The following is a 24,735-nucleotide window of genomic DNA, read 5'->3' on the forward strand; positions in this document are numbered from 1 at the left end:
TTCTGCAAGCTTTTTCCCTAATTTACTAATAACCTTGCAATTTAACACCTTGAAATCACGGATTTTATTCACACTACCTGTTGATAACCAGTGATTTATTTTGTTTTTAAGGATTGACTAAGTAGTCATGTTCGGGTAAGTATGTGGTCTATTTAGAAATAGCCATGGATGAAATGCCTGATAGAAGGGATTTCTACATTGATTAAGTGTTGGATTCTAAATAATTCATCACGCATCTAAACCAGAACTAAAATGAGCAATACTATTGTTAGAAAAGAGAATCGTGAGTGTATTTGGCCATAAGTCCTTTAATCATTTCATTCGTTGCTACATCGAATTTATTAGCGTTTGCTAAACGTTCCTCGGTGTTCGGTGATTCAATGGATTTATCATCCTGAACAGTCATTCGCTAACGGCTCATGCTGTTTTTACGTGAAATTACCCATTGCTTTGTGCAGCTCCTAATGTGATATTTGGAATATCGATTTTATACAAATTGTTAGTTGTTTCCTATGGAATGGCGAAGTTGTGTAGAATCAACTTATTTTTCTCTCTTCAATGCTAATTGCATTAAGGACTAGTTTAAGTCCGGCTGTGATGCAAGGGGCGAAGCTGTATCAGCTTCACACGATATTATGTATAGGGAAGATGAGGATTCTGGTTGATTAAATTGCAAGAGTATAAAAAACAATGAAACATGGAGCACATAAACTCAGATTATAATTGGTACGCTTTGTATACCCGTTCTAGATATGAGAAAAAGCTACATCACGATTTGTTTAACAGCGGAGTTGAAAGCTATTTGCCACTGAAGCTTGAAAGACGTAAATGGAGCGATCGGATAAAAGTGGTAGAAGAACCTTTGCTTAGAGGCTATCTCTTTGTTAAGGTGAGTAACCGTGAGTATTTTGGCGTTTTGAACAATATTGGGGCAGTGAGTTATGTTACTTTTGGAGGCAGAGCTGCTACAATCCCTGAAAATCAGATTGACGGATTGAAGAAAATCGTCGACAATTTTAACGACAAATTAAATGTGACACGTGAAAAGATCACTAAGGGGACTCAAGTGAGAGTGAAAAATGGTTTGCTGAAAGATGTGCTCGGAGAGATTGTGGAAATTCGTGGAAAGACTAGAATCGTTCTTCGTTTTCAAAGCTTGGGATATTGTTTACACACCGAGATTTCGATGAAGGAGGTTGAGATTCTAGACTCCAATGTAGTCGTTGATAGATAAACATTAGTTTGTATTCCTTGCGTGTCAGGTATTAATTTCGAGTGAAATAAATAAATGCAAAATCCAAATATGAAAGTTTTAATACTAGCGGGAGGTCTTGGAACAAGACTTTCTGAGGAAACCACAGTCAAGCCTAAGCCAATGGTCGAAATTGGTGAAAGACCAATTATTTGGCATATCATGAAGATTTACTCTCAATATGGGTTTAATGATTTTATCATCCTCTGTGGATACAAAGGTTACGTCATTAAGGAGTATTTTGCAAATTATCTAATGCATCGGTCAGATGTAACGATTGATGTTGCAAGTAATTCTATGACATATCATAAAAACCACGCTGAACCGTGGAAAATTACATTAGTAGATACAGGACAAGATACGTTGACGGGGGGACGCATCAAACGAGTGCGGGACTATGTTGGCAATGAACCATTTTTATTAACTTATGGTGACGGTGTTTCTGATATTAATATTAATGAACTGATCGCCTTTCATAAGAAGCAAAATGCATATGTGACTCTTTCTGCCATAAATCCTCCTGGAAGGTTTGGAGCATTTAAGCTTGCTGGAGATTCAAATAAAATTGACAATTTTAGGGAAAAACCCAATGGAGGTAGTGATAATTCTGCATGGATTAATGGTGGTTTTTTTGTCGTAGAACCTGAAGCATTTGATTTTATTGAAGGAGACCAAACTTCATGGGAGCGAGAGCCAATGGAGCAGATTGCTTCGATAGATAAACTGGCTGCATTTCGACATAAAGGCTTCTGGCAGCCGATGGATACATTGAGAGACAAACATTTTCTTGAGGAATTATGGAACCAGGGAAGGGCTCCTTGGAAGATATGGAATCAATAATGGTTGAGATGTCTTAGGACGAAATTTTAGGCGGGAATCTAAAATGCGGCTTGAAAGCGTTGATCGCTGATATTATGATGAAATCGGATGTCAACTTCTTTCAAAATGAATCTTACCTAAAAAATAGGGGATGCCGAATCATGAATTTTTACGAATAAATTATATAGTCCACGCTGAGTATTAGCTGAAAGAGTAAGCTGCACCCACAGAGGTGGGTGTAGTCTTTTCTTTTGGCGTTTTTTTATCAAAGAGAGTAAAGAAAAGGCAGACGGCTGTATGTTTATCATGGAAAATAAGCATGTGAATATCGGCGGAAAGAGGTATGAGCATCAAGGATTTGCCATCGCCAATTAAAAGACCATTTAGTATGGGGGGGAGTAGCTGGTGTTTAATTCCTCGTTACCGGATGCTAAAAGGCGAAAACGAACCGACCTGTCAAAATTAAATCAGCTTGTATGGAACCACCCTGTTGATATAAAGGATGGAATCGATAAACTATGTCAGTGGTATTCAAATATGAAGGAAATTCAGATTGCTGATATCCAATAATTTTAAATTTAATGCGAGAATTAATGAAAAGCGACACTTTTGTAATTATTATGGCAGGAGGGGTTGGTAGCCGTTTTTGGCCGGTGAGTACCGAGCGGAAGCCCAAACAATTTTTGGACATGTTGGGTACCGGGAAAACCCTTTTTCAACATACCGTTGAGCGGTTTGATGAGATTTGTCCCAGACGAAATATTTATGTCGTAACATCAGACCAATACATCGATATTGTAAAAAGTCAATGTCCCGAAATACCGGATTCGAATATATTAGCAGAACCGGTGATGCGAAATACTGCGCCCTGTATAGCTTATGCGAGTTATAAAATTAACAAGCTTAACTCGAATGCCAACATCATTGTCACTCCGTCTGATCATTTAATTGAACAGAAACAGTTATTTCAAGGAGCGTTAGAAAAAGGCTTGAGTTTTGTGAGAGACAAGGATGCAATATTGACAATTGGAATTCAGCCTCATCGGCCTGAAACCGGGTTTGGTTACATCCAGATGGAGAAATCTGATGATGAGGTCGGAAAGGTTAAAGCTTTTAAAGAAAAACCGAATGTTGAAACGGCTAAAGAGTATTTGCAGAGAGGCGACTTTTTATGGAATGCGGGTATTTTTCTATGGTCGGTAAAAACAATTATTAAAGCTTTTGAAACCTATATGCCCGCGATGGCTCGCGTATTTCAAAACGGCGAAGAGCTTTATTTCACAGATAAGGAGCAAAGCTTTATAGATTTAGTGTATCCAACCTTCCAGAGTATTTCAATCGACTATAGCCTGTTGGAAAAGGCAAATAACCTCTATGTTCAGAAGGCCAATTTTGACTGGTCTGACTTGGGAACCTGGTCTGCACTTTGGGAAAAATCAGCAAGAAATTATAGCGGGGACACTGTTTCATCAGAAAATGCGTACTTGTATGAAACCTCAAATAATATTATACATGTTCCTGAAGATAAAGTGGTGGTTGTTCAGGGGCTTAGTGAATATATAGTTGTCGAGTCGAATAACGTATTGCTAATATGTAGTAAAGGTGAGGAACAGCGAATAAAAGCATTCAGTCATAAGGCTTCTGGGCGTAAATAAATTTTCTCTTACTTCTGGCAATAGTACGGATAAAGATCTAGTTGGAATACCTGATTATTGATGATTTTTTCAAGCTTCTACTTCATAGTTAGTAGCTCTTTAACTTGGATTTTAGGCAAGTTTACTTGCCTGTCTTTAATGGTGAATTCGAGTTACGCTCTCCTGATTAGATTGATTATTTCTGTTCCCTCCAATCCTATTTTTCCCGCAGCCCTGTTCTCGTTAATGGACTTTGATTCAGCACGTAGATATTTTTACGTGAAATTACCCATTGCTTTGAGCATTTACTAATTAGATATTTGGATTATAAATTACATCTAACTTCAAATTACCAGAAAGTATAAAATGTGAGTTAGTTGGAAGATATGTGAAGTAAAATAGAGATCTAATGATTAATGATTACCAAATCTCTCACACCAGTATTCAAATTTATTGATGATTTCATCAAGTTTTGACTACATAAGTTGTAATACTCTTTTTACAAGAGATAACTTAATTCCTTTTAAAAAATGACTATGTTACACGAACGAGAATATGCGATTCAAAAAATAAGTATCATCATACAGGTGTTGCTTACGATGGGGTGTTATACCTTGATTTGGTGGCTTGATTCTTCCTCTGATTTGATTACAGTAGATCATGTTAGTGAGTTGAAAAACAACCTGGTTGTCATTGCTCTTTTATGGTTCCTCCTTTTGGATCAATTTGGGTTGGGCGATGTTTCTCGAAAATCAAGCTACGCAAATCAATTTAAATCAAATTTCAAAGCGATATCGATTGGTATGGGTGTTTTGTTCGCGGTAAACGTTATTTCAAATTTTTCTGTTGAGAAGCTTTTAATAATCTCCTATTTTGGAATCTTAAACTTGCTTGCTTTAACCTTCTTTAAGTATTTCTTTCTTACTCTAATGCGATTTTTACGTCGTAGGGGATATGGTATACGCCAGGCTATGATGATTGTTGACGAGCAGGCAATTGATTATATCGAGGAGACTATCCATCGAAAGGACTGGGGGTACAGTATTCGTGCTATAATGACAAATAGCAAGCTTGTTAAGGAAAAGTATCAAGATCGGTATAATGTTATACCCAAGCGAAGTAACCTCAAAGCAATTTTGGATAGAGAAACCATTGACGAAGTCATGTATTGCAATTCTGATTACAATCATGATGAAATTACTCGGTTTATTTCAGAATGTAATGAAGTTGGAGTAAGCTTCCACCATTATACTGGTGTGATATCAAAATTGAGAGGTAAGAGGAGTGCAAAGACCATTGTTTCATTAGTTAATCAAAAGCCTTTCGTTAGCTATATGAGCACTCCCAATGATTATATAGCGTTAAAACTGAAAAATGTATTTGATTTCTTTTTTAGCTTGTTTGTAATCATTCTCTCTAGTCCAATATATTTGGTTCTTGCTATTGCAATTAAATTAGGTGATGGAGGCCCGGTTTTTTTTAAGCAGGAGCGTGTTGGTTTAAACGGACGGCGATTCGGATGTTATAAGTTCAGGACAATGGTTGTGAATGCTGAGGCATTAAAAGCGTCACTGATGGGGCAAAATGAACAGGAGGGCCCCGTTTTTAAAATAACTTCTGATCCAAGGGTGACGCGAGTTGGCCATTTTTTAAGGAAAACTTCGTTGGATGAGCTTCCGCAGTTTATCAATGTCTTGCGTGGAGAGATGTCAGTTGTTGGTCCAAGGCCTCCAATACCCGCCGAAGTCGAAAAATACAAACGCTGGCAAGTGCGACGACTAAGCATGAAGCCGGGGATTACTTGTATCTGGCAAGTTTCAGGTAGGAATGATATCAAATTCGAAGAATGGATGAAGTTAGATATGAAATACATCGACAACTGGTCTTTAACGAAAGATCTAGTGTTGATTTTTAAAACGGTCAAAGTTGTATTTGTAGGAACCGGAAAGTAGTAATGTTGAAATTCAATTTCAATATATAGACTAAATTGTAAGTATAAAAGTAAAGAGTAAAAGTATGTATCACAGAATTAAGAGTAGACAAAGCACTCTTATCTTCTTGTTAGTCTTGACTGGACTGACGTCTTGTGTCTCAAAAAGAAATACGCATTTTTTCAGAGATTTGGAAGATAAAGTTGCACTAGATGGAGTAAAAAGTCCTGAGGAGGACTACAAGATCAAGTCAAACGACAACCTGTACGTTAGTGTCAAAACGATTAACCCAGAAGTAAACGCGATGTTCTCTTCGGGTGAGGGTGGAGGAATAGGGCAAACAAATCTATACTCGTCGCAGGTTGGTCAACACATTTACGGTTATCAGGTAGATAGTCATGGAGAAATAACTTTACCAATTATTGGGTCAGTTTATGTTGCTGAACGAACCTTAAAAGAAGCTAAAGAAGAGATTGGGCGAAGAGCAGAAGAATATTTAAAAGACGCTGACATCCAGGTAAGGTTGCTAAATTTTAAGGTTAGCGTATTAGGGGAAGTGAATTCGCCTGGAGTATACTACAATTATAACAATACACTCACCATACTTGAAGCCATTGGAATGGCCAAAGGAGCAAGTGACTTTGCGAAAATTAAGGATGTTATTGTACTCCGACAAAAAGGAGATAAAATTGTCCCCTATGAAATTAGCTTGACTGATAGCGAAGTATTAACTTCTGACGCATATTATCTACAATCAAACGATGTCGTATTAGTACGGCCTCAACAGTTGAAAAATGTGAAGTTGAATGCTTCATATTACACGATTTTTACAGGAGCGTTGACTACGATAATCCTATTTGTTAATTACTTCTGGGGCTAGGACGAAGTCGTTAACAAGCAATATCAATTGTTGAATAATAGTAAAGACATAGAAATGATGACTAAAGAAACATTTTCTTCGACATTGTTGGAGGAACAGGATAAATTAGCAATTAAGAAGTTTATTTATAAGATTTTTCGTAAATGGTATTGGTTTGTTGCCGCCTGTATTATTGGAGCTGGAGCTGGTTACTTTTTGACACAAACGAAATCTCCAACTTACCAGCTTAATAGTTTGTTTTTGATCGAATCTGATAATATGGCAGAGATGACCCTTGATCTACCTTTTGCCGGAGGACGACAGGGGAATACAAAGCTCCAAAACAAAATTGGTATAATTACTTCATATCAAATTAACAGGCAAGTTTTGGAGAATTTAGATTGGTCAATTTCCTGGTTTGAAGAACTCATGTTTAGAGAATCTGAAATTTATCCACAAAAGCCTTTTGATGTTAGGTATGATAGGCAATCAGTAAACGTGACAGGAATTCCTATTTATATACAAATGATTGATAGCACATCCTATCAAATTACAGTGAATGCAAACAAAAATATTGCAGGTCGCGAGGTCGAGTTAGATTTTACTAAAAGAGCAACTTTTGGCGAGCCTTTTTCAAATACGTACTTTAATTTCACCTTGTATCCTGAGTTTGCGGAAAGAGGAGACGAATTTTTCTTCGTCTTCAATAACTTCGATAGTCAGCTGGAAAGTTATATGAACAGGTTAAGTGTCGGAGAAGTTGATCCTGAGATGAAAGCAGACTTAGTCGGTTTGTCTATGCTCGACCGTGTTCCACAAAAAGCAGCAGATTATTTAAATGAACTAAGCCGGGTATATATTGATCATGAACTGAGAGAAAAGAATCATAAATCAACAACAACGATTAACTTCATCGATTCTCAGTTGAAGGATGTCGTAGATACCTTAAAAGTAGCCGGGAACAATTTTACAAGTTTCAGATCAAAGAATCAAATCGTTAACTTGAATCAGGAAGGTGGTATCATTATGAACCAACTTGTCGATCTTGATACTGAAAAATCAACCATACAGAGCCACCTGGATTATTATCGCAACCTTAAGGAATATCTGAATGACAAGGATAAAATGAAGGAAGTTGTAGCTCCCTCAGTTGTTGGAATTGTTGATGAGTCGTTAAATAATTTAGTTGTTCGATTGAGCGACCTGTATCGAAATCGAGAGGTTATTTCTTATACAGCGCAAGAAAAAAATCCGAAATTGATCCTCATTCAGAATGAGATAGAGATGGTGAAGCGCAACCTACAAGAAAACCTTCGGAATTTAATTAATAATGCGATCGTTCAAATTCAAGGTATTGATCGGAGGATTGAGAAAGTTAATCGACAGCTTGCCAAATATCCAAAAACAGAGCAGGAAATGATTAACATGAAACGCATGCTAGATCTAAACGATGAGCTATATACCTTTCTATTAAAAAAGAGAGCAGAAGCAGCTATAACCCATGCCTCAAATGTTGCAGACACAAAAGTGTTGGATTCTGCAAATCCTAAATTGGCAACATACATGGGACCTTATTTAATTAAAAATGTAGCAATTGGGATATTGGGGGGATTGATGATTCCTTTTATGATTATTGTGGTCGCATCTTATTACTACGATCGTATTCGTTCAGCCGACGATATTGAGGAATATAGCGATATTCCGGTTGTTGGAAATATTGTTCTATCAACAGCGACTTCAGGAAGTGAGTTTTTAACTGCCGTTGACAATCCACGTTCAGCGATTGCAGAAGGTTATCGGGAGTTGCGCACCAATCTTAACTTTATAAAAAAGAAAGATCAGAATGAAGCTATAGTTATTGGTGTGAATTCAGTGATTCCTGGTGAAGGAAAATCTTTTACTGCTGCTAACTTGTCTTCAATGATTGCGATAAATAATAAAAAAGTATTGTTGATCGATTGCGATATGCGAAAGCCAAGCTTACACGCTCGGTTAAAATATAAAAACAAAGAAGGACTAAGTACGTTCTTAACTGCTTTCAGCTCTTTTGATGATATACTGAGACAAACCCGGGTGGATAACTTGTATTTTGTTTCTGCCGGTCCTATTCCGCCAAACCCTTCTGAGTTATTAGAGAATGGAAAGCTTGACGAGTTAATTGAGCGGGCAAAAGAACGATTTGACTATATCGTTTTTGATAATCCTCCTATTTCACTTGTTACCGATGGTATTATCATTGGACAGAAAGTCGACATTAACCTATTTGTAACCCGACAAGACTACAGTAAAAAAAGTGAGATCAAATTTATTGATCATGTTCATAAGAAAAAATCAATGAATAATGCGGGGATTATTTTGAACGGTATTAACCTCTCCAAGCATGCCCATGCTGGGTCATATGGAGCAGACTATAGCTTTAAAAAGAAAAGTGGTAGTTACTACTTTAATTCCAGTCCTAGTCACGCTGGATGATTTCTTTACTTTTATTCTGAGGCAAGGTGGTCTTCGGATCACCTTGCTTTTTTCTTTTGATTTTTGAAAATAACCATATAGAGTAAGTTGATTTTTGAAAACACAATTAGTGGTTTCTCCCAACTTTCTCATCATCCAAATAGCAAAATAGAATATGATTATAGCAGTTGACTTTGATGGAACAATTGTACAACATAAATACCCAAAAATTGGCAAGGAAATTCCTTTTGCCACAATGACACTTAAGAAACTTCAAGAGGAAGGACATCGATTGATCTTATGGACTTACCGAACAGATGAATTACTCAATGAAGCTGTTGATTTTTGTGAGTCGAAGGGGATTGAATTTTACGCCATAAACAAAAGTTTCCCTGAAGAAAAGTTTGATGAAAATGCGCCTCGAAAAATTCATTGCGATATGTTTATTGACGATCGAAATGTTGGAGGATTACCCGGATGGGGCGAAATATATCAAATGATTAATGAAATGTAGCCAAGTAGATTTTTGATAGCTAGAGTTAGTCTCTGGACCAGACTAACAACCCGGCCTGTACTGTAAAATGTGCAGGCTTTTTTTTTGCCTTTTTCTGAACAGATTCTTATTAGTCGTTCATTCATGTGGTTTGCTTTTTCAAGCAAGAGGCAGTCTCATTTTAACGAAAAAACAGTTTGTCCGAGGTGTTGCGTACAAAATTACATGTCAGTAAGCCAGGGAATTCTCATTTTTGTAGTTGATAAAAGTAAAACATAGACTGACTAATAAAATGAAAGCAATGACCTATTTGATGATGCTGGCACTTATACTTCAGCTGGCGTCTTGTTCTACACCAGAAAAGAAAACTACAGACCAATTTCCTGATGGAACCGAAATTCCTGCATGGTTTAGCGATACAACCAAGATTGATGTAAAAGCTTTAGGAGCTCAATTTGTGATAACCGATTATGGAGCTATTGGCGACGGTGAAACCTTAAATACCGAAGCCATCCAAAAAACAATAGACGAAGCTGCCAAAAGTGGCGGAGGTGTGGTTGTAATTCCTGAAGGTCGTTTTTTAACAGGGGCGATTTTTTTCAAACCAAATACACACTTACATGTAAGTGAAAGCGCTATTTTGTTTGGCTCAGATGATATCTCAAATTTCCCTAAAATGCCTTCGCGCATGGAGGGGCAGAGCATCGACTATTTCCCGGCAGTGGTGAATGCCTACAACGTTGACGGATTTACAATCACAGGTAAAGGTACAATCGATGGCAATGGCCTCAACTATTGGAAGGCTTTTTGGCAACGACGTGCTGAAAACCCTGATTGTACGAACCTGGAAGTCTCTCGGCCTCGTTTGGTATTTATTCAACATAGTAACGATGTGCAATTGCAGGACGTCAAACTTCATAACTCCGGATTTTGGACAACCCACCTGTATAAGTGCAATCGCGTAAAGGCACTCGATCTCCATATTTATTCGCCCGCAAAACCAATTAAAGCACCAAGTACCGATGCCATCGATATTGATGCGTGCACAGACGTTCTTGTAAATGGCTGTTACATGGAAGTGAATGATGATGCCGTTGCTTTAAAAGGCGGCAAAGGGCCAACTGCTGACGAAGATCCGGATAACGGACCCAATAAAAATATTATCATCCAGAACTGTGAGTTTGGCTTTTGCCACTCTGCAGTAACTTGCGGTAGTGAATCTATTCACAACCGAAATATTATAGTTCGCGATTGTACTGTTGATGGACCTTCGCGTGTGTTGTGGTTGAAAAACCGCCCCGACACCCCGCAGCTATACGAATATATTCTGGTTGAAAACGTTACTGGAAGAGCACAGCGACTGATTTATGCCAAGCCCTGGACTCAATTTTTTGATTTGAAAGGACATAAAACGCAACCATTGTCGCAAGCCAATCACATTACATTTCGGAATATTGATTTGACCTGCAAAATATTTGCAGACATTAGTGTTACGGAATACGATTTGCTCAAAAACTTTACTTTTGATCACGTTACAATTACGGCTGAAAACGGTGAGTTAAACAAAGATTTATTTGATGGATTGACCATTAACCAGCTTGAAGTTAACGGGCAATTAATAGATTGATTTTAAGACGTTTTTTTTTCATAAATATCTTTCCAAAGTTAGTGACCCCTTGACTACATTTTATTTTGTATGACAAGGGGTTTTTTTATGGGCACTATTGAATCAGTTAGGTGTTAAAAATTTCTTTTCAGAAATTCATAGGCATTCTCTTTCATAAATCGATCAACAATGTCGGAAGCCTTTATTTTATTGAATTCTTTCAGTGATTGGGCTCCCTCCGAATTGAGGAAGTTAAAAGCATGCTTTTCAAGGTAGCTGTCAAACAGTGGCATTTCTTCAGCAGTCCAAAAGCCATTAAGGGGGTTAATCATTCCATCGTAATCAGAACCTATACACTGAATGCCCCAGGCAAATTGACCATGTCGGTTCAATACCCAAGCAACATGTTCAATTTGGTTCCAGAGTAGTTTTGATTTGTGAAACAGCATTTTTCGGCGACTCAGAAATGGGCCACTTTTCTTCAACTCATGTTTGCTGGCTACCCGTCGTTCGTCAAATTGAATCCCAAATACTCCGCCCGATTGAGCTACCCGTAATATTTCATCATCATAAAAATTGATGTCGTTAGACTGAAATTTGCCGTAGTTGAACAGATCATCTTCAACCAACTGGCGACGCGATCGAAAACCGGTAACAGCTCCATGACTTATAACTAACGGAATAATTTCGTCAGGGAACTCCTGCTCAAGGAAATGGTAGTATTCTTCCCGGGCTTTTACGCTCATATGCTTTAGGTCAATCAATATGCGCTTGCCATCTGTATTGTCAAGCAGTTTTTTCAGAACCTGCCAGCCCAAATCTGAAAATCCTTCATTCATGCGGTCGTTTTGGTCACAAAGTTTACTGACAATGCCACTCAGGCTTTTCGCATGGCCTACCAGTTCGTTGTCAAAATGATGTGTTAACCCCATGAAGAAAAGTCGGTGATCCCATTTTTTTACCTGCTCAACATTAGCAAGTACTTCGGTGGATGAAGCCGTTTTTTTCATTCGCTGCAAGCCCGTGTTAAACACGTGGCCGCCTTCGATGGTCAGAATGATATAGACTGTTCGGATATCAGGTTCGGAGTCAATTTCCAGCTCGGCAAACGACGATACAATTTTATATTGATGCCAAAGTCCGTTAATTTTTAGCTTGTGCCCATCCAATTGGCGGTAAAATTGGTATTCCATTTCCAGATCGGTAAAGTAGTTATCCATCTTCTGGACATAGTCAATTCGTTTTTTGCCCATACCAATTACCAGGTTGTTGAGTAGGTCGCCCGGTAGTTTCGTACCCATCTTGGTCATTACAAAACCTTTCTCCAAGCCACAAAGCGATACCATGATGGTATGCGCACCGCCCTTTGCCAATGTCGTAAAATCGGCCTGTCTGAATTTGGTTAAGGAGGTGGTAATGTTGGCTAGCTTGTCGAGTAAAGAAGGAGCATCGGTATACCAGAGGCTATTTTGTCGGTTGCGATTCGAACTATTGATGCCAGCTTGGCTGTTAAAACTTTTACCCATTGGCTTAATGGCCGGGTGAGTGTGTAAATCGATGAATTGTGTCTCCATAATTTATTAGTTTTCGGGTTAATTAAAGAGTGGCTAAATAGTTGGAAAGGCCTAAAAGACTCATGCAGGAACCATGGATTTAGGTTGATTTTGGTTTCGTTGGTGAAGTGATTCACTAATAAGAGTAGTCAATTTACGAAAAAAAGATCTTAAATTCAATTGACGATCAGCTTGTTTTTGTATGTTGTTGATATTGCTGCTGATACGGAGTTGACTTCGAAGTGGCTATTTTGTAACTTGTAGTAGGAAACAATTATAGTTTAGTCACCTTTTTAGCTTCTACCTATGAAATGTATCAATCAACCCGGCGGCAGGGTGTATGTGCTGATTTTGTTTGTGTTCATTTTGTTTGAAGGTTGTTCTACAAGCTCGGAAAAACAGGCAGCTGCTCCTGCTGAAGCGACTGATGCTATTGTTGATTCTCCTGACTCCGAGCAGCTTCCGGAACCAGTTGTGGAGGAAGAGAATATCGTGGTTCCAGCTCCACCACCACCTCCACCTCCGCCTGCGAAAGTGCAAAAGCCGATGTCAAAATCGGTAAAAGACAACGTTTTATCGCAGAGTCCCTCAACTGTTGGGGTTTGGAAGCCGAATGTGGGAAATCCAACAGGCAGTTCAAGTATACCGGCAAAGAAACCGACACCCCGGAGTCAGGTGTATGACGGTCAAATGATGGTTTATGCGTCCGATTCAATGATGGAGCATCGGGGCGAACGCGTTATGGCGTTAGTGAAACAACAGATCGATGAAAGTAAGGCCATTCAGGAGTTTGGAAAGAGCATGGGAATTAGTGAAAGCCAAGCCGCGAATGATTCTAAAATACACGATATTCAGCTCAGCGATTCATTGCGGGTAACTTTGGTGTTCAATCCCGAAGACTTTAAGCTTATTAGCCGGGATGCTGTGTATTACTGCCATTTTGAAAAGGGACAGACTCAATATTTTGATTGGGAGGTGGAACCACAAACGCCTGGTGAAAAGCAATTAACCATCAAAATTGAAAACTACGTCAATAGCTCGTGGAGCAACTTTGTTTCGCCACAAACCATTAAAATACAAGTCAAGGTGAATCAAAATACCCTGTGGACCCGTTTGTGGGATACTATCCAAAATGATCCTCCCTGGGTGCTTGATAAAATTATGCTTCCGCTACTGGCCTTTACTGCCGGATTATTTGCCACTTATATCCGCCGGAAATTGTTTGGTAAAAAGGATGATTGACTTTTTCTACTCAATCACCTTTTCATCATGACTATTCACAAAAAGCATGGAATCGATATTGTTAAATCCCTGAAAAAGAGGAGCTCCTTCGTGTTTCAGGTGGTCACCCCTGAAGCCCAGAATAACTAGTCCGGCATCAACCGACCGTTGGTTAATCATTTCGCGGATGCTGACTTCCGTGCTTTCTTCCAGGAATTCGATATTTTTCAGGGTGATCGGTAATCGACCTTTAACAATCAGATCCTGAAGATATGCCTTTGTCTCCTCCAGTTCTCCGGGCTTATTGACATCAAATATTTTGATGGTTCCTTTTTTCCAATCAGGATGAGAATTGATAATAAAGCTCAGTAAAATCATCAGGTTGGCATTAAACTCGTCGCTACGTTTCAGCCAAAGGTGGATGTCTTTATGGGTATCAATTTTCTTTACTCCGGTTCGCAAAATCAGCACATCAAAGTTTCCGGCGTTTACCAAAGCGTAATTCTCGATAATTCGCTGCAGTCCTTCTTCGTCATTGGTGTCATTATCAAAAATAAGCATGTTGTTTTCAAGCCCGGCAATGCCCGGTAGCTGAACAACCTGAGCAATGGCTGAAGTATATGATGGCGAAATAACAGTATCAACATAAACCTGACTTTCTATTTTTCCAAATTGAGTGATTAATTTTTCCAAGGTCTCCATCGCCTCCATATTTGAAGCTTTGCTGAAATAGCCATTAATCAGGTGAATGTAAGTTCCGAAGCCATATTTATACGAAAGCCAGTTTAACAGGCGGAAAGCTTCCTTTCGCTCAAATGTTTTATCCGAAATGCAAACACTACTCGGTCGCCACTCTTTGTACGATATTCGTTTTCGGGCGTTTTGTAAATAAACCTGAAGGTTGCGGTTAAGCTGAAAAATAGCGTTGACGAAGATAATTTCCAATCCCTTTCGATCCCTGTGTATGTGATTTACAATTAGATAAATGCCGGTCATGGCAAGAAGCGACAGAAAAGCGTATAGTGCATTGATCTTAAACATGATAAATAGAGCAGATGCAAAACCAATTAGTGAAAAATACCAGCGCGATTTAAATGATGGTCGATAAGAAGGAGATGCACCAAAATGGTTTAAGAATGATATCAGACAAAGGGAACCATAAGTAACCATAAAAAACATGGAAATAATTCCGGCAACGGCATCAACATCACCAACTGCAACAAATATAAAAGCAATAATAATGGTGACCAATGTGGCATTAAAGGGTTCTCCTTTTTGCTTGTCGTTTAGTCTTAAAAAGGCATTGATTCGGGCTCCTGGGAAAGAACGGTCGGCAGCAAGTGCCTGCAAGGTTCGTGGTGCAACCATCACCGAGCCAATAGCCGATGACAAGGTAGATGCCGCCAATCCAATAGGAATAATGATGCTGCCGCCCAATGCGACTTTACCCATAATTAATTGTTCCTGAATTAAGTCGGTTTCGCTGGCCGATGAAGCTAGTTTCCACGCAATGAAAAGATAAATAACCATACCCGCAACAGTGGCTATGGTTGTTCCCAAAGGGATCGATTTAGACGGGTCCTTCAGCTCGCCGGAGAGTCCGACCCCAGCAGTCATGCCGGTGAAGGCAGGAAAGATGATGGCGAAAACAGCAAAAAAACTACCCATATTTCGCATATCGGCTGAGAAGATGGAAAAACTTTTATTGGTCGCGTATTCCGTGGTTCCAACAAAAAACATGACCAATGCAACAGCTAAAATGGCTACAATAATGTAGAGGGTTTTCACACCCATGGAAGCTCCTTTTTTCAGAATAAGTACAGATAAGCCAGCCATGGCAGGAATGCTGATGGCCTGACGCGGTAACACAAAGTCGTAATTTACTTGTATGTAGTGAAATAGGAACTCAAACGATTCGGTAAAGGCAATTACATAAAATGCCACACTAATGGCTTGAGACATGTATAAGGCAATTCCTACCGTTGCTCCAATGTTCAACCCAAACGAACGTGAAATGATAAAGTATTCACCTCCTCCTTCGACTCGCTTGTTGGTAGCAATTTCGGATATGGCCAGCGCAGTAGGAATGGTTACCAGGTGACCGATTAAAACAATAAAAACCACACCCCAAAAGCCCAATGTGCCAACTCCGTAGCCAAAGCGGAGAAATAAGATAGCACCTAAAATGGTGGAAATAGCGGTGAAAAATACCGGAGCAGTACCAAATTCTTTCTTAGGAGCAGCCATAATTGGATGTTTTCGTTTATTATAAAATGACCCTTAAGTTGATGACCATAAAACTATTTTCTTACTCTGAATAGATATACAAGATATCAAATAGAATTTAAGGGGAGTATAGTTTGTGCATAAAACTTTGGGATAGATTAAAATTTTATATTTTGATGACACAACTTTCGGCTTGCTTATACGTCGATTAAAAAGAAACGACGAAAAAGCCGGGTGTTATAGAAGCGATAGTCTTTGGTTGACAGAGTTGTAGCTTTCGGAACAAAATCGCCGGCCTAATAGCGGAGACAATATCGCTTTATAAATACCATTACAATATGGTTTGAAATGTTAATGATGGGAATAGATTCTTGTTCTGTTTATCCCGGAGAAGTAGAGCAAATAGTAACGAAATAATTGATGTTACCGCTGTTTCCTTCTATCAGAAATCAAAAAAAAAAGAAAGATTTTACGATATAAACAGAATAGCCTGGGTTCGATATTAATATCAAACCCAAGTTATTCTGTATGTTTTAATTATTGTAATCTTTTTTAAAGATTGTTGTCAATACCAATTAAGATCAATTTGGGGTGCAATTAGAGTAGAAATGTTACACCAACTGTACCACCGGCCAGCACTGAACCGCCGCCTAACTCAAGGTTGATGCCCATATTGTCCTTAATAAAATAACGCGCTCCCAGATGAAGTCCAATGCCTAGTCCTCCGCTTCCAGAGCCAGAGTAGGTATATGAACCTCCTGCCCCGTCATATTTTGTATCCCAGAAATAATAGCCTAACGACATTCCTCCGTAAAAGTCCCATTCGTCTGGTGCTTCTAAGAGCTCGTTAAAATGATAGCTCCCCCGGGCATTCAGCCCAACAATGGTGTGTTTCCATTTGTTACTTCCATAGGTTTCCCCTTTTGACTGAAAAGATAAAGAGCCGCCTGCGGTAATATTATCAGCAACAGCTTTTTCGTACCTGACAAAAAGTGGAATTCCCCAGCTTGAAGCTCCCACTCCAACCGTGAACAATGACGAACCATCGGAATATGGGTTGTACTGAGCGTAACTGTTCGCAGAGAACATGACAAAAAGAACAAAAGCAAAAATAGAAATTTTGTTTTTCATAGTGATGTTTTTAATTATATGTTGAATGTCGGTGTCATGATTAGTTGTAAGGAATGTTGAATTTTTTTAATACCTCACTAATCAATTGTGCTTTGTCAAACCAACTTTATAATAATACAGTTCGGAGCTTCTTTGTTCAACCATTTCAATTTTTTTTTCTACCCTTTGGTTTTCATCTGGACTTTAGCTTTAGTCCTTCTCGGATTAAAGCTTATTTTATGATTATTGATATCGTTGATGTGAAATAAACATCCGGAGCTATTATGCTTTGTTACTTCATGTTCGGTAGATTTAATTTCACACAAATCGTTTTTTTCTTCTTTTAGCTCAGTATTATTTGTATGGTTACACTCATCTACTTGGGTAAATTCTTTTTTTTGAAATAAAAGAATGTTTTCTTTTGGCCCAGGTCGTCAAAATTGTAAATTTCTTTATCGGGGTGTAGTTTGTAAAAAGCCAACATCGCTATGTCGCCCGCGCAGAACAAGGAGTGAATGCACATCAGGCTGACAAAGAAGTATGCCCATGAGGTGCTCCAAAAAATAAGGGCGAACACGATACTGATTACCTTTACAACGATGAAAGGAGCCAAAGCAACAGTTCGAAATGAAGAATGATCAATGACTTCCTGATCAACGGCTGCATAAAAAATAAACTTCCGCCAAATAGCTCCGAACTGAACCTTGCCCGTGCCAACCAACCGGTAAGCGGCTGCATGAATCAATTCGTGAAGAATAATGAGCAATGAGAATGAAAACACCAGGGAGGCTCCAATTGCCCAAAGTGGCTGACTAATACCACTCGTATACGAAAGAATAGCTTTTGTCAGAAGAAAAACAAATAGGGCAATCATCGCTATTTGGTAAACCGAATATTGATGGATCAACTTTTTCTCGTTTACAATTTGTTCGGTAATAAATTGCTTGATATGTAAGTGATCGACTTCGGCCAGCAGCTCAAAATCTTTGCCTTCAGTTAAATCTTTTGGTGTTAGACGATGTTTCATCAGACTATAATTGGTTACTTTTTATCGGTTCATCTGGAACTCGCATATATTCAATCTCCTGTCTGGTAATGAGTTTTTCCATGCCCGTTTCATGCTTGCTTTTTGGTTAAAATTTGGAAAAGGGCTTTTAGCGAAATTAATCGGCTTACAAATGCATAACTGATTTCGGCAATTATCATGGAGGCAAAACCAATGGCCCAGTTATCAATCAACAGGCTGAGTTTTGCTGCTAAAATTGCAAATAAGGTAAATCCAGTGATCTTCAGGATTAGCAAGTAGTTGACTTTCATTTTAAAAATAGAAACAGCAATAGCAACCTGTACAACAGCGGTTAGCAGTTGGGTTACCAAGCTGGCGTAAGCTGATCCGGTTGCCTGTATTTGTGGGATCAAAATCAGGTTGAGTACGACATTAATGATCATACCCGAGAAAGCCATCCAGTTGAGCTGTTTTAAACTTCCGTTGGCCGTTAAAAGGGTACCAAAAATGTAAGTAGTGGCAATGCAGATGAAACCAATCATGAGAATTCCAAAGATTGGTGCTGACTCCTGAACATGCTCGTGATACAGCAGATTCATAATTTCGAAGCCGTAGAAATTGGCCGCGACTCCAACCAGAATTGCAGGTACAATAATCAGTAAAAACGCAATCTGAATGAGCTGCCCCAAATCATCACGCTGTTTAATCATGCGTGCAAAAATGGGGAGCAATAATCCGGCAAACAAAGCCCCAAACATGGCAAATGCGTCCAATAGGCGAAAAGCTTGCGCATAAATACCGGCCTGTTGTTTTCCGAGGGGATCAGGCAGCATGCGTTCCAACATCACCGAATCAATCCGGTTATAAAAAGACATCAATAAAATCAGCAAGGCGAACGGGTAACTTTGTCTTAGAATGAGTAGAATATATTTTAAATCGATTTTGATACGGATTCCCCGGGTATAGTGTAAAACAGTAAAAAAGGTGATTAGAGCTGCGAACAGGTAGGCTAGTGTTTGCGCATACACAAACCAGGTGATGGAGAAGAAGCCGCCAAACCAATCGGTAAAAAGCAATACACTGCAAAACACGATCATCAGGCTTCGGTCAAGCACCGAAAGCAAACTATCGGTTCGGAACAGGTGTAATCCGCTAATATTCGATCGAAGGTAAAAGGTAAAGGAAATCAGAAATTGGTTAAAAACCAGAAAGAGTAACAAATGCAGTTGTACCTCGTTGTAGCCAATGACCATGGCAACGAGCAGACAAACAAATGCGTAGCCAACAGCCAGCAAAAATTTAAGCCCAACAATATTGTTGAGGTATTTCTGAAGTAAATGACTGTGTTGCGCTATGTTTCTGTTGTTGAAATTGGTGATTCCCAGATCAAGTAAGATGTTGAGAACGATTGAAAAGTTAAGCAACGAAAAATACAACCCATAGCTTTCTGCGCCAACCATATTTTGAACCGTGCGGTCAATACCAAAAATCCAAAAAGGTTTGATTAGCAGATTCAGGAAAAGGAGTAGTAAAAGGTTTGTGACAAACTTGCGTTTCAACAGGCGTATTCTTTTTCTGATTAATTTGGTTAAAAATAAGCATTTTTTAGGCAGACTTTGTAAATTTGACTTGAAATGCCCACGATTTTATGAGTTGCTTTTTATTAAACGGTTTAACTTTAATTGTGGCTATTTTTTTAATGATGGCAGAATAATTCTCACATTGAATTTAAATAATCCGAAAATCGAATGATCATCGCTGTAAATACCCGACTATTGCAAAAAGGAAAACTGGAAGGGATTGGTTGGTTTACCAAGGAAACACTTTCCCGAATCACTCAGAATCATCCTGAGCACCAGTTTCTTTTTATTTTTGACCGGAAGTATGATGAGGATTTTATTTTTTCGGATAATGTGAAGCCAATTGTGATTTCACCACCAACCCGACATCCATTATTGTGGCTTTTGTGGTTTGAGATTCGTATCCCATTGGTGCTTCGGAAATACAAAGCGGACTTGTTTTTATCTCCCGATGGTTATTTGTCGCTAAATACCCGTGTGAAACAGCTGGCTGTTATTCATGATATTAACTTTGCACACCGTCCAAAGGATTTACCTTGGCTGACGGCGAAGTATTACAATTATTTTTTCCCCCGGTTTGCCAAACGTGCCAAACGTATTGCCACGGTTTCGTATTACTCAAAAGAAGATATTTGCCGGACCTACCGTGTGCCTGCTGATGATGTTGACGTGGTTTATAATGGCGTAAACAAGTTATATACCGCTACTTCAGACGAAGAGAAAGCAACTGCCCGTGAAAAATATACCAATGGGAAAGCATATTTTTTATACATTGGGTCATTACATCCACGAAAGAATATTTGTGGATTGCTGCGTGCTTTCGATGCTTTTCGTACCTCTGTAGATTCGGATATTAAATTAGTGATTACCGGAGGTGAAATGTTTAAAACCGGTGATATTACCAGAACCTACGAAGGGATGCGTTTTAAAGATGATGTGGTTTTTACCGGGCGCTTGCCTATTGAAGAATTGCATCAGGTGCTGGGCGCTGCACTGGCCATGACTTTTGTCCCGTATTTTGAGGGTTTCGGAATTCCGATTATTGAAGGAATGAGTGCCGGAATTCCGGTTATTTGCTCCAACACCACCTCCCTGCCAGAGGTTGGTGGTAATGCGGTTTATTATGCTGATCCGTTTGAGGTGAGCCAGATTAAAGATGCCATGATCCGGGTGGCCAACGATGCCGACCTTCGGGCAGACCTGATTGAAAAAGGTCGGAAACAACAGACGAAATTTACATGGGATAAAACAGCAGACCAACTGTGGGGAAGCATTCAAATTTGTTTGAACACCTGATTTTGTAATGAGTTGAATGTAGCAAACGATGATCGAGGAGACAAAAGCACTACAATTATTTTTAAAAGAAGGACGGATTGAAGCCGGATGCGATGAAGCCGGAAGAGGTTGTTTGGCGGGGCCTGTTTATGCAGCGGCAGTAATTTTGCCAGCTACTTTCGAGAGCGAATTGCTTAACGATTCTAAAAAATTAAGTGAAAAGCAGCGTTACCTGTTGCGCCCAATTATTGAGGAGCAGGCCGTAGCCTTTGGAGTAGGAGTGGTAACCAATCAGGAAGTTGATGAGATCAACGTCTTGAACGCTTCATTTTTGGCCATGCACCGGGCAGTTGCCAACCTGAGGATAAAGCCCGAACATCTGTTGATTGATGGTAACCGGTTTACAATTTATCCGGAAATAACACACGACTGCATCATTAAAGGCGATGGTAAGTTTTTACCGATTGCTGCCGCATCGGTGTTGGCAAAAACTTATCGCGACGATTATATGAACCAAATTCATCAGGACTTTCCTCATTATCAGTGGGCAAAAAACAAAGGTTATCCAACAAAAGTACATCGTGAAGCAATTAGAGAACACGGGCCAAGTTCGCACCACCGACTGAGCTTTCGGTTGCTGAACGAGCAACTCCGATTGGAGCTGTAAAGCTCCTTTTGCTGCTCAGGATAATTGGTTGATTTTACAAATTTCAAAATATTTGTTAATGGTACTTTTATTCCTGAAATGGTATTTGCAAATTTGTAGTTCAAATGGTTAACTATTTGAAAAAAAACCAACTAACCCTTATGCGAATGAAAATTAGTTTCACAACCTTGTTTCTTCTGTTTTTAATATTTTCTCACCCAACAGTCATGATTGCTTCTACAACCCCTGATGGAGATCCGATTGAGGTCAACGTTTTTTTTGACACAGAGGGGATTGATTTGACCCATATCAGGCAGGAGATAAAACACGTTAATTATTCTCGCACAAGCGACGCGGCCAATGTCCATTTATTGAGTACTTTGCAACGGACAGGGGGAAGCGGGCGGCAATATCTTTTCTATTTTATTGGTGCCGGCGAGTTTGAAGGACTGAACGATACGCTCTATTATTTTTCTTCGCCAGACAAAACCAATTCCGAAATCAGGGACAACTATACCAATGTGATAAGACTGGGGTTGGCACGCTACCTGGCACATGGTTCGCAGATCGTTGATGTTAAGTTTAATGGAGAACATACGGTAGGGAAAATTGAAAATGAAGACAAGTGGGACAGTTGGGTTTTCGCCATTCGTGGCAACACCAGTATTAATGGAGAAGAAACCGAACGAGAGTTTGATCTGGATTTTGCCATTGATGCTGAAAGGATAACCCCTGAATGGAGAGTTGAGTTTGATGTGGATAGCAGATACGATGAGGACTGGTACAAAACAGATGGAGAGGAAATTACAGCGACCAGAACCAGCCGTTCTTTTGAAAACCTGATTGTGAAAAGCATTGGAAACCACATGGCTGTTGGAGTGAATTCAGGTATATCATCAAGTACCTACAGTAACATTAAGTTGAACTTTTGGGCATTGCCTGCCGTTGAATACAATCTTTTTCCTTACGAACTTTCCAGTCGAAAACAGCTTCGGTTTTCATATCGTCTCGGTTATAACGGACGTGAGTATCTGGATACAACGATTTACAACAAAATTAATGAAGATCTTTTTCGGCAAATTCTATCCATAGCCTACAAAGTACAGGAGAAATGGGGCTCTGCATACACGTCGATTTCGACAAAAAACTATTTCCACGATTTCGACAAAAACAGTTTTGCGATATACTCAGGACTTTATCTCAGGGTTTGGAAAGGACTTTCGTTGAACGTCTCTGGCGAATACTCTATCATTAACGACCGTTTATCCATCTTGAAAAGCGAAGCTACCGTTGAAGAAATCTTAACAAAACAGGTGCAACAGGCTACAGCCTATAATTATCGGCTTCGAGTTGGATTGTCTTTTACATTTGGTTCGTTGTATAATAATGTGGTCAACCCCCGATTGAAAGGGTAATGAAATAGTTGATTATCGTTGTCACAAGCAGTTTCAGGGGATCAGGAGGTGCCATTTAGATCAGCTTGTTCCGAAAATTAGTTTTTTGGAATTTGGAACTTCGAATTCCTGCCTGTTATTTATCACTGTTTATTTCATTTGTTTTCAGTTATTTTGATGAAGGGTCAACACCCGGATTTCAATATCTTAACTATTAAAATCTACAAGAATGTACGGCAAGATAAAACAGGACTTACAACAAACCCTCGAAGAATTAAAATCACAGGGACTTTATAAAACCGAACGAATTATTACTTCGGCTCAAGGTGCAGCGATTAAGGTTGGTAACGAAAACGAAGTATTGAATTTTTGCGCCAACAATTACCTGGGATTGGCCAGCCATCCTGATGTTGTTCACGCTGCTCAAAACGTAATGAATGATTGGGGCTTTGGACTTTCGTCGGTTCGTTTTATTTGCGGAACGCAAGCCATTCATAAAGAGCTGGAGCAAAAAACATCGGAGTTTCTGGGCACAGAAGATACCATTTTGTATTGCGCTGCTTTCGATGCCAATGGTGGGGTGTTCGAGCCTTTGCTGGGAACTGATTCTGCCATTATTTCGGATGAGTTGAACCACGCGTCGATTATTGACGGAGTTCGCTTGTGCAAAGCGCAGCGCTACCGGTACAAGCATTCGGATATGGCAGAACTGGAGCGTTGCCTGGTTGAAAGTCAGTCGGAAAAATACCGCGTGGTGGTGACTGATGGCGTATTTTCGATGGACGGCGATTTAGCGAAACTACCCGAGATTGTTGAGCTGTGTGATCAATACGATGCCCTGGTGATGGTGGACGATTCGCATGCAACAGGTTACATTGGAGCAACCGGGCGAGGAACTGCTGAACACTTCGGTTTACTGGGTAAGATTGATATTATTACGACCACTTTTGGTAAAGCATTGGGTGGTGGAAATGGAGGCTGTACTTCTGGCCGAAAAGAAATTATTGAGATGCTTCGTCAACGATCCCGACCCTATTTGTTTTCCAATACACTGGCACCGGCAACTGTTGGCGCTACTTTGAAAGTGCTGGATATGCTTTCTGCTTCCTCAGCGTTGCAAAACCGAACCATGCAGAACGCCAATCATTTCCGTCAAAAAATGCAAACTGCCGGTTTCGATTTGGTGAAGGGTGAAACAGCTATTGTTCCGGTTATGCTTTACGATGCACCACTTGCTGTAAAATTTGCCGACCGATTGCTGGAAGAAGGCATTTACGTGATTGGATTTGTTTACCCGGTAGTTCCTAAAGGGAAAGCCCGTATCCGGGTTCAGCTGTCGGCTGCTCACGCGCCGGAGCAAATTGATCGGGCTGTTGAAGCTTTTATAAAAGTAGGGAAAGAGCTGGAAGTGATCTAGCTTTCCTGTTATTCCAACTGACGCAGTTTAATGAACATTACCCTAAAAGATTGAAATGTGGGTCCCTGCAATTGCGCGGCTGGCTACCCGACCCCTCGGGTAGCCAGCCGCAACTGCGAGCGGGGCAATCTGACGCGCCGGGCAAGCTCCTGCAACAGCGCGGGAAGGAATCCGACGCCTCCGGCAAGGCCCTGCAATTGCGAAAGTACGAAGCTGAAGGCTCAGTTTGTGAGCTGCAACCGCGGGTGGGCATGTAAGAGTA

The 24,735-nt window shown here is 39.8% G+C and carries 18 protein-coding genes; 13 read left to right on the forward strand and 5 right to left on the reverse strand.

The features are described 5' to 3' along the window. Positions 1–697 precede the first annotated feature (697 nt). The 8 genes from GR929_RS15695 to GR929_RS15730 all read left to right on the forward strand — a co-directional run bounded on the left by GR929_RS15695 (position 698) and on the right by GR929_RS15730 (position 11,066). Positions 698–1,234: a UpxY family transcription antiterminator gene (locus GR929_RS15695; protein ID WP_159521491.1), complete on the forward strand. Its 537-nt coding sequence runs from the start codon at positions 698–700 to the stop codon at positions 1,232–1,234. A 54-nt stretch (positions 1,235–1,288) separates the two neighbouring features. Continuing rightward, entirely contained in the window at positions 1,289–2,092 is an 804-nt protein-coding gene (gene rfbF / locus GR929_RS15700) for a glucose-1-phosphate cytidylyltransferase (RefSeq protein ID WP_317162837.1), read from the forward strand. 572 nt (positions 2,093–2,664) lie between these two features. Next, positions 2,665–3,726, forward strand: coding sequence for a mannose-1-phosphate guanylyltransferase (locus tag GR929_RS15705; protein ID WP_159521493.1), 1,062 nt, complete (start codon positions 2,665–2,667; stop codon positions 3,724–3,726). 515 nt (positions 3,727–4,241) lie between these two features. After that, a complete protein-coding gene (locus GR929_RS15710; RefSeq protein ID WP_159521504.1) occupies positions 4,242–5,657 on the forward strand; it encodes a sugar transferase in 1,416 nt (471 codons plus the stop codon). A 64-nt stretch (positions 5,658–5,721) separates the two neighbouring features. After that, positions 5,722–6,516: a polysaccharide biosynthesis/export family protein gene (locus tag GR929_RS15715; protein ID WP_159521506.1), complete on the forward strand. Its 795-nt coding sequence runs from the start codon at positions 5,722–5,724 to the stop codon at positions 6,514–6,516. Between the two features lie 54 nt (positions 6,517–6,570). After that, positions 6,571–8,967, forward strand: a complete 2,397-nt coding sequence (locus tag GR929_RS15720) for a GumC family protein (protein WP_159521508.1) — start codon at positions 6,571–6,573, stop codon at positions 8,965–8,967. Positions 8,968–9,121: 154 nt separating this feature from the next. Next, positions 9,122–9,460, forward strand: coding sequence for a BT0820 family HAD-type phosphatase (locus GR929_RS15725; protein WP_159521510.1), 339 nt, complete (start codon positions 9,122–9,124; stop codon positions 9,458–9,460). Positions 9,461–9,731: 271 nt separating this feature from the next. Next, the gene (locus GR929_RS15730; protein ID WP_201301035.1) at positions 9,732–11,066 is read left to right on the forward strand and encodes a rhamnogalacturonidase; all 1,335 of its coding nucleotides are present in this window, start codon (positions 9,732–9,734) and stop codon (positions 11,064–11,066) included. 113 nt (positions 11,067–11,179) lie between these two features. On the opposite strand, the gene GR929_RS15735 is transcribed toward GR929_RS15730, so the two are convergent. Beyond that, complete coding sequence (locus GR929_RS15735; protein WP_159521512.1) at positions 11,180–12,619, reverse strand: membrane dipeptidase; 1,440 nt, start codon at positions 12,617–12,619, stop codon at positions 11,180–11,182. A gap of 285 nt (positions 12,620–12,904) precedes the next feature. Here GR929_RS15735 and GR929_RS15740 point away from each other — a divergent pair, with 285 nt between their 5' ends. Continuing rightward, on the forward strand, positions 12,905–13,840 hold the full coding sequence (locus GR929_RS15740; RefSeq protein WP_159521514.1) for a hypothetical protein: 936 nt from the start codon (positions 12,905–12,907) through the stop codon (positions 13,838–13,840). 6 nt (positions 13,841–13,846) lie between these two features. On the opposite strand, the gene GR929_RS15745 is transcribed toward GR929_RS15740, so the two are convergent. The 4 genes from GR929_RS15745 to GR929_RS15760 all read right to left on the reverse strand — a co-directional run bounded on the left by GR929_RS15745 (position 13,847) and on the right by GR929_RS15760 (position 19,720). Then, entirely contained in the window at positions 13,847–16,066 is a 2,220-nt protein-coding gene (locus GR929_RS15745) for an amino acid permease (RefSeq protein ID WP_159521516.1), read from the reverse strand. Positions 16,067–16,642: 576 nt separating this feature from the next. Then, on the reverse strand, positions 16,643–17,176 hold the full coding sequence (locus GR929_RS15750) for a hypothetical protein (protein ID WP_159521518.1): 534 nt from the start codon (positions 17,174–17,176) through the stop codon (positions 16,643–16,645). Between the two features lie 355 nt (positions 17,177–17,531). Next, the gene (locus GR929_RS15755) at positions 17,532–18,182 is read right to left on the reverse strand and encodes a DUF3267 domain-containing protein (RefSeq protein ID WP_159521520.1); all 651 of its coding nucleotides are present in this window, start codon (positions 18,180–18,182) and stop codon (positions 17,532–17,534) included. Positions 18,183–18,271: 89 nt separating this feature from the next. Then, positions 18,272–19,720 carry an oligosaccharide flippase family protein gene (locus GR929_RS15760; RefSeq protein ID WP_159521522.1) on the reverse strand — a complete coding sequence of 483 codons (1,449 nt, stop codon included), beginning with the start codon at positions 19,718–19,720 and terminating at the stop codon, positions 18,272–18,274. Between the two features lie 189 nt (positions 19,721–19,909). On the opposite strand from GR929_RS15760, the gene GR929_RS15765 reads away from it, so the two are divergent. From GR929_RS15765 to kbl, 4 genes are all read left to right on the forward strand, one after another. Next, on the forward strand, positions 19,910–21,037 hold the full coding sequence (locus tag GR929_RS15765; RefSeq protein WP_159521524.1) for a glycosyltransferase family 4 protein: 1,128 nt from the start codon (positions 19,910–19,912) through the stop codon (positions 21,035–21,037). A gap of 28 nt (positions 21,038–21,065) precedes the next feature. Next, on the forward strand, positions 21,066–21,683 hold the full coding sequence (locus GR929_RS15770) for a ribonuclease HII (RefSeq protein ID WP_159521526.1): 618 nt from the start codon (positions 21,066–21,068) through the stop codon (positions 21,681–21,683). Between the two features lie 146 nt (positions 21,684–21,829). Then, positions 21,830–23,077 carry a hypothetical protein gene (locus tag GR929_RS15775; RefSeq protein ID WP_159521528.1) on the forward strand — a complete coding sequence of 416 codons (1,248 nt, stop codon included), beginning with the start codon at positions 21,830–21,832 and terminating at the stop codon, positions 23,075–23,077. Between the two features lie 208 nt (positions 23,078–23,285). Beyond that, a complete protein-coding gene (gene kbl, locus GR929_RS15780; protein WP_159521530.1) occupies positions 23,286–24,473 on the forward strand; it encodes a glycine C-acetyltransferase in 1,188 nt (395 codons plus the stop codon). Positions 24,474–24,735 lie beyond the last annotated feature (262 nt).

It is taken from the genome of Sunxiuqinia indica (genome assembly GCF_009847015.1).
Classification (GTDB): Bacteria; Bacteroidota; Bacteroidia; order Bacteroidales; family Prolixibacteraceae; genus Sunxiuqinia; species Sunxiuqinia indica.